The sequence below is a fragment of the uncultured Sphingomonas sp. genome (genome assembly GCF_964243315.1).
Classification (GTDB): Bacteria; Pseudomonadota; Alphaproteobacteria; order Sphingomonadales; family Sphingomonadaceae; genus Sphingomonas.
Window position 1 is genome coordinate 1 of record NZ_CAXTEM010000072.1, and the last position, 11,656, is coordinate 11,656.

9 protein-coding genes are annotated in these 11,656 nt (G+C 66.6%); 4 read left to right on the top strand and 5 right to left on the bottom strand.

Annotation, left to right across the window (positions count from 1 at the left end):
* The 3 genes from ACFE77_RS14575 to ACFE77_RS14585 form a co-directional block, all read left to right on the top strand.
* On the top strand, window positions 1–1,176 hold a 1,176-nt coding region (locus ACFE77_RS14575), incomplete at its 5' end, for an NADP-dependent isocitrate dehydrogenase (protein ID WP_375422373.1).
* 66 nt (window positions 1,177–1,242) lie between these two features.
* Complete coding sequence (locus tag ACFE77_RS14580) at window positions 1,243–3,018, top strand: cation:proton antiporter (protein ID WP_375422374.1); 1,776 nt, start codon at window positions 1,243–1,245, stop codon at window positions 3,016–3,018.
* Between the two features lie 110 nt (window positions 3,019–3,128).
* A complete protein-coding gene (locus ACFE77_RS14585) occupies window positions 3,129–3,734 on the top strand; it encodes a hypothetical protein (RefSeq protein WP_375422375.1) in 606 nt (201 codons plus the stop codon).
* Between the two features lie 35 nt (window positions 3,735–3,769).
* Here ACFE77_RS14585 and alaS read toward each other — a convergent pair whose 3' ends face one another.
* Window positions 3,770–6,412 carry an alanine--tRNA ligase gene (gene alaS, locus ACFE77_RS14590; RefSeq protein WP_375422376.1) on the bottom strand — a complete coding sequence of 881 codons (2,643 nt, stop codon included), beginning with the start codon at window positions 6,410–6,412 and terminating at the stop codon, window positions 3,770–3,772.
* A gap of 72 nt (window positions 6,413–6,484) precedes the next feature.
* Window positions 6,485–7,744, bottom strand: a complete 1,260-nt coding sequence (locus tag ACFE77_RS14595; protein WP_375422377.1) for a M24 family metallopeptidase — start codon at window positions 7,742–7,744, stop codon at window positions 6,485–6,487.
* A gap of 73 nt (window positions 7,745–7,817) precedes the next feature.
* On the opposite strand from ACFE77_RS14595, the gene ACFE77_RS14600 reads away from it, so the two are divergent.
* Window positions 7,818–9,110 (top strand): dicarboxylate/amino acid:cation symporter, encoded by a 1,293-nt coding sequence (locus tag ACFE77_RS14600; RefSeq protein WP_375422378.1) that lies wholly within the window; start codon window positions 7,818–7,820, stop codon window positions 9,108–9,110.
* Here the strand turns inward: ACFE77_RS14600 and ACFE77_RS14605 are convergent, their stop codons facing one another.
* The 3 genes from ACFE77_RS14605 to recA all read right to left on the bottom strand — a co-directional run.
* Window positions 9,111–9,737 carry a glutathione S-transferase family protein gene (locus ACFE77_RS14605; protein ID WP_375422379.1) on the bottom strand — a complete coding sequence of 209 codons (627 nt, stop codon included), beginning with the start codon at window positions 9,735–9,737 and terminating at the stop codon, window positions 9,111–9,113.
* A gap of 22 nt (window positions 9,738–9,759) precedes the next feature.
* Window positions 9,760–10,590: a class I SAM-dependent methyltransferase gene (locus ACFE77_RS14610; RefSeq protein WP_375422380.1), complete on the bottom strand. Its 831-nt coding sequence runs from the start codon at window positions 10,588–10,590 to the stop codon at window positions 9,760–9,762.
* 361 nt (window positions 10,591–10,951) lie between these two features.
* On the bottom strand, window positions 10,952–11,656 hold a 705-nt coding region (gene recA / locus ACFE77_RS14615), incomplete at its 5' end, for a recombinase RecA (RefSeq protein WP_375422381.1).

Genomic DNA, 11,656 nt, shown 5'->3' on the forward strand with positions numbered 1-11,656 from the left:
GACGGCGACGAGATGACGCGGATCATCTGGGAATGGATCCGCGAGCGCCTGATCAAGCCGTACCTCGAGATCGATCTCGATTATTACGATCTCAGTATCGAGCATCGCGACGCGACCGACGACAAGGTCACGGTCGACTCAGCACGCGCCACGCAGAAATACGGCGTCGCGGTGAAGTGCGCGACGATCACTCCCGACGAGCAGCGCGTCGAGGAGTTCAAGCTGAAGAAGATGTGGAAATCGCCGAACGGCACGATCCGCAACATCCTCGGCGGCACGATCTTCCGCGAACCAATCGTCATCAAGAACGTGCCTCGCCTAATCCCCGGCTGGACGCACCCGATCGTCGTCGGCCGCCATGCATTCGGCGACCAGTATCGCGCGACCGACTTCCTGGTCCCCGGTGCGGGCAAGCTCCGGCTCGTCTTCGAAGGCGACGATGGCCAGGTCATCGACCGCGAGGTGTTCCAGTTCCCCGCCGCCGGCGTCGCGATGGCGATGTACAATCTCGACGATTCGATCCGCGATTTCGCGCGCGCGTCGATGCACTATGGCCTGAACTTGAAATGGCCGGTGTACCTGTCGACCAAGAACACGATTCTGAAGGCCTATGACGGCCGCTTCAAGGACCTGTTCGCCGAGATTTTCGAAGCCGAATTCAAGGATAAGTTCAAGGAAGCCGGCATCGTCTACGAACATCGTCTGATCGACGACATGGTCGCATCGGCGCTGAAGTGGAACGGCGAGTTCGTCTGGGCCTGCAAGAACTATGACGGCGACGTCCAGTCGGATCAGGTTGCGCAGGGATTCGGATCGCTCGGGCTGATGACGTCGGTATTGCTCACCCCGGACGGCAAGACTGTCGAGGCAGAGGCCGCACACGGCACCGTCACGCGCCATTATCGCCAGCATCAGCAGGGCAAGGCGACCTCGACCAACCCGATCGCGTCGATCTTCGCCTGGACCGGTGGGCTCAAGTACCGCGGCAAGTTCGACGACACGCCCGACGTCACGCGCTTCGCCGAGACGCTGGAGCGGGTCTGCGTGCAGACCGTCGAGAACGGCCATATGACCAAGGATCTCGCGATCCTGATCGGGCCCGACCAGCCGTGGATGACGACCGAGCAGTTCTTCGAGCAGGTTCGCGTTAACCTCGAAACCGCAATGGCGGGCTGAACGCGCACCGCCATGTCGCGTGCGAAACGGGTGACGGATCGCGTTCGACATGGCTAACGTGCGCGGATGGCATTGCATCTCGACAATGAAGGTTTCAGCGACGCCCTGGTGATCCTGGGCGCCGCCGGCCTGGTGATCCCGGCCTTCGCCCGCTTCCGCGTGACCCCGGTCATCGGGTTCATCCTGGTCGGTCTGCTGGTCGGCCCGGCAGGGCTCGGCTCGCTCTCCGCGCAATTTCCGTGGCTCTACTACGTCACGATTTCGAACCCGGAGGCGATCGAGCCGTTCGCCGAGTTCGGGATCATCCTGCTGCTCTTCTCGATCGGGCTGGAGCTGTCGTTCCGCCGGATCTGGTCGATGCGGCGGCTCGTTTTCGGCACCGGTGCGGCCGAGCTGATCGGATCGGCGACGCTGATAGCGGTGGCGTTGCATTGGGTCGGTCAGGACTGGTCAGGCGCGGCCGGGCTCGGGCTCGCACTCGCGCTGTCCTCCACCGCGCTGGTGCTGCCGCTGGTGGGAACGACGAGCCCGGTCGGACGCGGGGCGTTCGCGATGCTGTTGTTTGAGGATCTGGCGCTGGTGCCGATCATCTTCGCGCTCGGGGCAATGGCGCCGACCGCGAGTGCCGAGGGTTGGGGCAATCTCGCCGGCGTGGCGCTGAACGGTGCGTTGACCGTAGTCGTGATGTATATCGGCGGGAGGATCGTGCTGCCGCGGCTGTTCGCCCAGGCAGCGCGGACCAAGAGTCCCGAGCTGTTCCTGGCGGCCTCGCTGCTGGTCGTGATCGTCGCCAGCGTCGCCACCACCGCTGCCGGACTGTCGCCGATCGTCGGCGCGCTGCTCGCCGGGTTGCTGATCGCCGAGACCGAATACCATAGCGAGGTCGAGCTGATCACCGCGCCGTTCAAGGGGCTGGCGCTAGGCGTGTTCCTGATCACGGTCGGCATGAGCCTCGACGTGCGATCGATCCTGGCGAACTGGCCCGCCTTGCTCGGCGCGGTCGCGGGCGTGGTCGCGGTGAAGGCGATCGTCACTTATCTGCTGCTGCGGGTGGCGCAGACCAGGCGCGGTCCGGCGGCGGAGACCGGGTTGCTGATGGGGAGCCCGTCGGAAACCACGCTGATCGTGCTAGGCACGGCGGCGCAGGCGCAACTGATCCTGCCGTCGACCGCCGCGTTCTGGCAGACGGTGACCGCGATCGGGCTGACGATCACGCCGCTGCTCGCCAAGCTCGGGCGGGTCGCGTCACGCCGCATCGAGGCCGCGAGCAGCCATGAGGACGGCGGCGCGATCGAGACGGTGCAGGCGCCGGGTACGGTGGTGATCGGCTTCGGCCGGGTCGGGCGGATGGTCGCGGACATGTTGACGGTGCACGACCAGCGCTTCGTGTCGGTCGAGGCGGACATCGACGCGGTCGGCGCGGCGCGGCGGGCGGGTTACCCGGTGCTGTTCGGCGACATCGCGCGTGCGGAGATGGACGACCGGCTCGATCTGGCGAACGCCCGCGCCGTCATCCTGACGATGGACGACCCGGTCTTGACCGTCCGCGTCACGCGCCGGCTGCGTGCGCTTTCCGCCGACCTGCCGATAATCGCCCGTGCGCGCGATCCGAAGCACGCCATCGAGCTCTACCGTGCCGGCGTGACGGACGCGGTGCCCGAGACGCTGGAGAGCTCGCTGCAATTGTCGGAGGCGGTGCTCGTCGACCTCGGCGTGGCGATGGGGCCGGTGATCGCGTCGATCCACGACAAGCGCGACGAGTTGCGCCAGACGATCCGCCGCGAAGCCGATCTCAACCGCGAACCAAGGATCCGGCGCATCCGCCGACCGGGCACGGTGTGACCGCGCTGGCAAGACCGACCGCCCCTATACGGGGGTAAGCCGCAGTGACGAAAGGAACCCGGCGCATTATCTTCACGTTGATCCACCGCAATTCCAGGAGAACCATATCCATGACCCGGACATCGATCATCGCTCTCGCCGCGATCGCGTTGGCACCCGCATCGCTCCAGGCACAACAGGCCGCCCCGACCGCCGCAGCGCCCGCTGCGGCCGTCACCCCGACCGTCGGCGCATCCGTGTTCGACTCCGCGGGCGTCGAGATCGGCAAGGTCGAAAGCGTCGCTAACGGCGCGGTCGTGGTCGCATCGCCGACCGGCAAGCTGAGCCTGCCGGCGACGTCGATCGGCCAGGGCACCAAGGGCCTGGCAATTGCGATGACGAAGGCCGACCTCGACGCCGCAGCCGCGCAGGCCAAGAACGCGGCTACTGGTCAGTTGGCGAGCAAGCTTGTTGCCGGAACCCCGGTAGGCAGCGTCGATGGGGCTGCGACGCTCGGCACGATCAAGTCCGCCGATGCGGAGTTCGTGACGCTGACGACTGCCAAGGGCGACGTCAAACTCCCGGTCGCCGGTTTCGCTGCCGGGCCGTCGGGCAACGTCATCATGGGCATGACCGCAGCACAGTTTGACGCCGCACTCGGCGGCGCTTCTGCCGCAGCACCTGCAGCAGGCGCGACGTCCGCCGCAACCGCGAAGCCGGCTGCAGCACCCCGTTGATGATCCGGCCCCTCCCCCGCGGGGGAGGGGGTTACTTAACCGGCGATGGCAGCACGGATTGCGGCGATAGCGTCGTCCGCCTTATCGCCGTCTGGCCCACCGCCCTGGGCCATGTCGGGCCGTCCGCCGCCGCCCTGCCCGCCCAACACGCCGACCGCGCGGCGCAGTAGATCGACCGCATTGTAGCGTGCGACGAGATCCTCGCTCACCCCGACCGCGATTGAAGCGCGGCCTTCGTTGATCGCCACCATCGCCGCGATGCCGGAGCCGATCCGCTGTTTTGCTTCGTCGACCGCACCGCGCAGGCCCTTGGCCTCGAAGTCGTTCAGGACTTGGCCGATAAAAGCGACGCCGCCGATGTCTTCAGGACCTGCCGATGCGCTGGCGCTGCCGCCCAGGGCAAGTGCCTTCTTCGCGTCGGCGAGTTCGCGCTCCAGCCGCCGGCGATCCTCGATCAACGCAGCGACGCGTGCGGGAACCTCGTCGGGCGACGACTTGAGCGTCGCAGCAGCTTCGCGCAGCTTGTCGTCACGCACGGTCAGATACGCCCGCGCGGCCTCGCCCGTCAGCGCCTCTACCCGGCGGATACCCGACGACACCGCGCCTTCTCCGACGACCTTGAACAGACCAATGTCGCCGAGTGCGCCGACATGGGTCCCGCCGCATAGCTCGATCGAATAGGTCCCGTCCGCGTCCTCTCCCATCGACACGACGCGGACCTCGTCGCCATATTTCTCGCCGAACAACGCCGTCGCGCCCATCTCGATCGCCTCGTCGGGGGTCATCAAGCGGGTCACCACCGGCCCGTTGCCGCGGATCTGCGCGTTGACGGCCAGTTCTGCATCGGCAAGCTCGGCGGGGCTCATCGCGACCGGATGCGACACGTCGAAGCGGAGCCGATCCGGTGCGACCAGCGAGCCCTTCTGCGCGACATGGGTGCCGAGCCGCTGGCGCAGCGCCTCGTGCAGCAGATGCGTCGCGGAATGGTTGGCGCGGATCTGGGCCCGTCGCGCGACGTCTATCCGCAGCTTCACCGGGTCGCCGACCTTCAGCGTGCCCGCGTCGATCACGGCATGATGCACGAACACCCGGCCCAGCTGCTTGGAGGTATCGGTCACCGTCGCCGCGAGCCCGGCGTCACTGGAAATCGTACCGGTGTCACCGACCTGACCGCCGCTTTCGCCGTAGAAGGGTGTCTGATTGACGACGATGGAAACTGCATCGCCGACACCCGCCTCGGTGACGCGAACGCCGTCCCTGACCAGCGCAACGACCTCGCCCTCTCCGGTATCGGCGGCATAGCCGGTAAATTCGGTCGAACCGCTCTCCTCCGCGATGTCAAACCACAGGTCGTCGGAGGCCTTGGCGCCCGATCCCTTCCAAGCAGCGCGAGCGGCCCGCTTCTGTTCGGCCATCGCGGTGTCGAAACCCGCACGATCGACCTGGAGGTTCTGCGCTCGCAAAGCGTCTTCGGTGAGGTCGTAGGGGAAGCCGAACGTGTCGTAGAGCTTGAACGCGGTCTCGCCCGCCAGCGTGTCGCCGGGGCGCATCGACGCGGTGGCCTCGTCGAGCAGCTTCAGCCCCTTGTCGAGGGTTTGGCGAAAGCGCGTCTCTTCCTGCTGCAAGGTCGCCTCGATCAGCGGCTGCGCGCGGACGAGCTCGGGATAGGCCGCCCCCATCTCCGCAACGAGCGCGGGCACCAGGCGGTGCATCAGCGGCTCTTTCGCCCCGAGCAGATGGGCGTGGCGCATCGCCCGGCGCATGATCCGACGCAGCACATAGCCCCGCCCCTCGTTCGCGGGCAGCACGCCATCCGCGACAAGGAAGCCGGCGGAGCGGAGGTGGTCGGCGATGACACGGTGGCTCGCCTTGGTCGGCCCTTCGGCGGCAGTATGGGTCAGCGCGGTCGACGCGGCGATCAGCGCCCTGAAGGTGTCGGTGTCGTAATTGTCGGGCACGCCCTGCATCACCGCGGCGATGCGCTCCAGCCCCATGCCGGTGTCGATGCTCGGCTTCGGCAGATCGCCGACGATGGTGTCGGCTTCCTGCAGGAACTGCATGAAGACCAGGTTCCAGATTTCGACGAAGCGATCGCCATCCTCGTCGGGCGAACCGGGGGGGCCGCCGGGGATGTGATCGCCGTGATCGAAGAAGATCTCCGAACAGGGACCGCACGGGCCGTCGGCGCCCATCGCCCAGAAATTGTCCTTGGTCGCGATACGGATGATCCGTTCGTCGGGAAGCCCCGCGATCTCCCGCCACAGGTCGAACGCCTGATCGTCGTTATGGTAGACGGTGACGGTCAGCCGATCGGGCGACAGGCCCCATTCGCGGGTCAGCAACGTCCAGGCGTTGAGGATCGCCTGTTCCTTGAAATAGTCGCCGAACGAGAAATTGCCGAGCATTTCAAAGAAGGTGTGGTGCCGCGCGGTGTAGCCGACATTGTCGAGGTCGTTATGCTTGCCGCCCGCACGAACGCATTTCTGGCTCGACGTCGCAGTCGAATAAGGGCGCGATTCCAGGCCGGTGAACACGTTCTTGAACGGGACCATCCCCGCATTGACGAACATCAGCGTCGGGTCGTTCTGCGGCACCAGCGGCGACGACGGTACGATCTGGTGGCCCTGCGACGCGAAGAAATCGAGGAAGCCGCGGCGGATGTCATTGGTGGAGGTCATGGGAGAGCGACTTAGGCGAGAGGATCACCGCCCTCAAGCCCGGCCGTTTACACCGCCCCCTCGCACGCCTCCTTACACCGGCGAGTCGATCGAGCGGGGCGGCTCGCTGAACCAGCGCGGGCCCGCGGCGGTCATGTGAAAGCAATCCTCCAGGCGAACGCCGAACTTGCCGGGCAGATACAGGCCGGGTTCATTGGAGAAGCACATACCGGCCGCGAGTGGCGTGGCTTCACCGTGGACGAAATTGACCGGCTCGTGACCGTCCATGCCGATGCCGTGGCCGGTACGATGCGACAGGCCGGGCAAGCGGTAGCCGGGCCCATAGCCGAGCGCAGCGTAACGGCGGCGCACCGCATCGTCGATGCTGCCCGCGGGCGCCCCGATGCGGGCGGCGGCGAAGGTGATCCGCTGGCCCTCGGCGACGTGGTTCCAGACGGTGCGCTGCTCCTTCGACGCCGCGCCGCCATGAACCCAGGTGCGCGACACGTCGGACTGATATCCCCCAACGGTACAGCCGCAGTCCATCAGCAGGATGTCCCCCCTGGCGAGCCTCGCCACCTCACGGCTGCCGTGCGGCAGTGCGGCGGCTGGGCCGATCAGCGCCATCGAAAATTCGGGCTCGCCACCGAGCTTCTCGGTCGCGGCGGTCATCAGTGCGCCGATCTCTGCACCGGTCATGCCGGTTTCCACGCGTCGGTGGGTCCAGCGATAGGCGGCGATCGTCACGTCCGTCGCAAGTTGCATCAGCGCCAGTTCCGGCGCGGTCTTGATCATCCGGATGCCGCGAACCACCGGATCGGCTTTGATCATGCGGGTGCCGGGCAAGGCGCGGGCGACACCGTCCTCGACGAAGAACCGGACGGTTTCCTCGATCCCGATCGGTCGGCTGGCGGCGCCGCGTTCGCGGACGAAGCCGGCGACCACTGCGAACGGGCACTCGTCCTCCTGCCAGACGCGGACCTCGGCGGGGATCGCCAGCGTCTGCCGAACCGACGGCTCTTCGAAGAAGGGAGTGACGATGCAAGCCTCACCCTCGGCGGGGATGATCGCGACGGTGGTGCGTTCGCTCCGCCCCCACCGCACCCCGGTGAAGTAGGTCATAGACGAACCCGGTTCGATGAGGATGGAGCCGATCCCCAGCGTCTTCATCGCCGCCTGTGCGCGGGCCACCCGGGCGGCATGCTCCGCCTTGTCGATCGGACGGGCGGCGCCAGTGATCGGGGCAAGGGTCGAGAGATCGGGCGCGGCAGCGCGGAGGATGGCCGCGCTCGACAGCAACGGGAGCGCGGCGGCGGTGCGGATGAGGTCGCGGCGGGAGGGCGAGTAGGACATCGGACAGCGATACGGTCCTTGACCCCGCGCCCGCAATCCCCTCCCTAGGCGCACTGGTATCGGGAGCGACTGCATGGCCAAGCGGCTGACCTTCTTCATTATCGTCGGGTTGGTGCTCGGGCTGATCGTCGGTTGGGGGCTGCACCTCGCGATCGACGACGGCACGCCGTCGTCGGCCGCGACGCTGACCAAGATCGCCGGTTATTTCTCGATTCTGACGACGCTGTTCCTGCGGCTGATCAAGATGATCATCGCGCCGTTGGTATTCTCCACACTGGTCGTCGGGATCGCGCATATGGGCGACACCGGAGCGCTCGGTCGGGTCGGGCTGCGCGCGGTGGGCTGGTTTTTGTCCGCCAGCCTGTTGTCGCTGACCCTGGGGCTCATCCTCGTCAACCTGTTCCAGCCGGGCGTCGGGCTGAACCTGCCGCTGCCGCCGGTGACCGCGACCAGCGGGGTCGACCAGGCGGCGTTCGACATCGCCAAGTTCGTCACCCATGTCGTCCCCGCATCGATGATCGACGCGATGGCGCAGAACGAGATCCTCCAGATCGTGATCTTCTCGCTATTCGTCGGCGTCGCGATCACCGCGGTCGGCGAAAAGGCGGCGCCGCTGGTGAAGGCGACCGAAGCGCTTGCGGCGGTGATGTTGCAGATCACCAACTATGTGATGCGCTTCGCCCCGATCGCGGTGTTCGCCGCGGTGACGAGCACGCTGGCGGAGCGTGGGCCCGGGGTGATCGGCGATCTCGGTTACTTCATGCTGACCTTCTATATCGGGTTGGCGACGCTGTGGGCGATGCTGATCGGGTTCGGATTCCTGTTCATCGGCAAGCGGATGGGCTTGCTGGTCCGATATATCCGCGAGCCGTTGCTGCTGGCGTTCACGACCGCCTCGTCGGAAGCGGCGTATCCGCGGACGCTGGAGGCGCTGGATCGGTTCGGGGTGCCGCCCAAGATCTCCAGCTTCGTGCTGCCGCTCGGTTACTCGTTCAATCTCGACGGATCGATGATCTACATGACCTTCGCGTCGTTGTTCATCGCCCAGGCTTACGGCATCGACCTGTCGCTCGGGCAGATGGTGATTATGCTGCTAGTGTTGATGGTGACATCCAAGGGCATCGCCGGGGTGCCGCGCGCCAGCCTGGTGGTGATCGCGGCGACGCTGCCGCTGTTCAAGATACCGGAGGCGGGGCTGCTGCTGATCCTGGCCGTCGACCATTTTCTCGACATGGGCCGATCGGCGACCAACGTGATCGGCAACGCGGTCGCCGCGAGCGTGGTCGCTCGGTGGGAAGGCACGCTCGACCCGATCGAGCCGGTCGACGTCGAGCCGCCCCACGCGCCGAGCCGCGGCGTCGCCTAGCTATTTGGCATAGGCATAGGGGCCGCCCTTCTCCAGCGCGGTCCGGTAGGCCGGGAGGGCATGGACCTTTGCCAGCCAGGCGATCGTCGCCGGCCGCGAGTCGTCGAGGCCGGCGCGGCTGCGCGCGGCTTCGAGCGGGAAGCTCATCATGATGTCGGCGGCGGTCATCTGATCGCCCGCAAACCAGGGCCGAGTCGCGAGTTCCGCCTCGACATAGTTCAGATGGTTTTCGATCATCGGCTGGATCCGCTTCTCCGACGATTTGCCGAGCAGCGGGATGCGGCCGAGGATCAGTTTGAGCACGAGCGGCGGCATCATCGATCCTTCGGCATAATGTAGCCAGAACCGATAGCGCAGCGCCGCCTCGCGGTGCGCTGGCGCGCCGAGCCGGCCGTCGGCCTTTTCGACCAGATATTCGACGATGGCGCCGGTTTCGGCGATCACCAGCCCGTCATCGTCGATCACCGGCGACTTGCCGAGCGGGTGGACTCGGCGGAGCTCGGGCGGCGCGAGCATCGTCGCCTTGTCGCGTTCGTAGCGCTTGATCTCGTACGGCAGGCCGAGTTCCTCGAGCATCCACAGGATGCGCTGCGACCGTGAATTCTCGAGATGGTGGACGGTGATCATCGGCAAGCTCCCCTGCTGTCGCCTAAGCCGTTGCCCGCCAGAGCCATGCGGCCGCGGGAAAGGCGATCAGGTCGCCCGTCCTATAGCGCTCCAGCATCGTGGCAAGCCGATCGACCATCGCGTACGGTTCGGCGGCGGTGCGGATCGCACTCGCGATGGGACCGATGCGGCGGAGCAGCGCCACCGCTTCGGCGAGCGGATCGGTCCCATCGCCGGCGATGTAGGTGAAGTCGATCGGCTCGGGCTCGGCTGGCTGCCAGCCTGCGGCGGTCAGGAAGGCGGTGGGGATCGCAGGATCGGCGAACCCGAACGGGCCCGGGGCGTAGCCAGCAGTGGCGGCGGGCGCAGTGCCGGTGACATCGGCGACCAGGGTCGATGCCCAGAAGTTGGCGGCTGCAGCGCGGAAGCAGGAGAAGACCATCGCGGCGCCGGGGCGGGCGGCGGCTCGAAGACGGGCGAAGGTTGCCGCGGGATCCGCGAAGAACATGACGCCGTGACGCGAGACGAACAGGTCGACCGAATTGGCGTCGGCGATCAGGGTGTCGTGATCGAGATCGGCGGTGAGGAAGGTGCAGTTGGGTGATGCTTGCGCCCGCGCTTGCGCGACGGCGACGAGTTCGGGGGAGACGTCGATGCCGGTCACCGTCAGGTCGGGGCGGGCGCTGGCCAAGGCGAGGCTGGTGCTGCCGGCGCCGCAGCCGATGTCTAGGGCTTTGCCTCCGGTCGGTGGTGCGGCTGCGAGGATCGCGGCGTCGAGATAGGGCGCGAGACCGGAGAACATGCGGTCGGTGCGCCGCCATTCCTGCGCCCAGGCGTCGCCGACGGGGCCGGACCATTCAGCGGCGTTGGTCATTGGGGTCTCCTGTCGTGATGCTTGATGAGGCCGGCGTCGCCATTGTTTTCGCGGGGATCCAACGGGTGGTGGCGGCGCTGAGAACGTGGCGGTGCCTTGCTGGGTGAGTCCCCTCCACCGTCTTCGACGGTCCCCCTCCCCTTGCAGGGGAGGATTGTGGTGGCTGCTGCTCCCCTTGTGCTCCCGCGAAGGCGGGAGCCCAGTACTGGGTCCCCGCCTTCGCGGGGACACGAAGTTTGAGAGGGAGCCACCACCGCAAGAGTCTCAAGAGTCGCACCCACACGCGCGCGAGCACCGGCCTCAAACGCAAAAGGCCCGCCATTGCTGGCGGGCCTTTCGTTTCCGACGACCGATCGCGCGATCAGAGATCGTCGTCCGCGTCGGGGCCGGCCATCATTTCCTCGGCGACCTTGTCGGTGCGCGCGCGGATCGCCTTTTCGAGGCGGTCGGCCATGTCCGGATTGTCCTTCAGGAAGGTCTTCGAATTCTCGCGACCCTGGCCGAGGCGAACGCTGTCGTAGCTGAACCAGGCGCCCGATTTCTCGACGATCCCGGCCTTCACGCCGAGATCGAGGATCTCGCCGAGCTTCGACACCCCCTGCCCGTACATGATGTCGAATTCGACCTGCTTGAACGGCGGCGCGACCTTGTTCTTCACCACCTTCACGCGGGTGGTGTTGCCGATGATCTCCTCGCGGTCCTTGATCTGGCCGGTGCGGCGGATGTCGAGGCGGACGCTGGCGTAGAATTTCAGCGCGTTGCCGCCGGTCGTGGTTTCCGGATTGCCGTACATCACGCCGATCTTCATGCGCAGCTGGTTGATGAAGATCACCATGCAGCGCGACCGGCTGATCGAGCCGGTCAGCTTGCGCAGCGATTGCGACATCAATCGCGCCTGCAAGCCGACATGGCTGTCGCCCATCTCGCCCTCGATCTCAGCCCGCGGGACGAGCGCGGCGACCGAGTCGATCACCAGCACGTCGATCGCATTCGACCGGACCAGCGTGTCGACGATCTCGAGCGCCTGTTCGCCGGTGTCGGGCTGCGACACGATCAGCTCGTCGAT

Coding starts and splice junctions, on each gene's coding strand:
- ACFE77_RS14585 (WP_375422375.1), top strand. CDS start 3,129: ATGACCCGGACATCGATCATCGCTCTCGCCGCGATCGCGTTGGCACCC.
- ACFE77_RS14610 (WP_375422380.1), bottom strand. CDS start 10,590: ATGACCAACGCCGCTGAATGGTCCGGCCCCGTCGGCGACGCCTGGGCG.
- ACFE77_RS14600 (WP_375422378.1), top strand. CDS start 7,818: ATGGCCAAGCGGCTGACCTTCTTCATTATCGTCGGGTTGGTGCTCGGG.
- ACFE77_RS14605 (WP_375422379.1), bottom strand. CDS start 9,737: ATGATCACCGTCCACCATCTCGAGAATTCACGGTCGCAGCGCATCCTG.
- alaS (WP_375422376.1), bottom strand. CDS start 6,412: ATGACCTCCACCAATGACATCCGCCGCGGCTTCCTCGATTTCTTCGCG.
- ACFE77_RS14595 (WP_375422377.1), bottom strand. CDS start 7,744: ATGTCCTACTCGCCCTCCCGCCGCGACCTCATCCGCACCGCCGCCGCG.
- ACFE77_RS14580 (WP_375422374.1), top strand. CDS start 1,243: ATGGCATTGCATCTCGACAATGAAGGTTTCAGCGACGCCCTGGTGATC.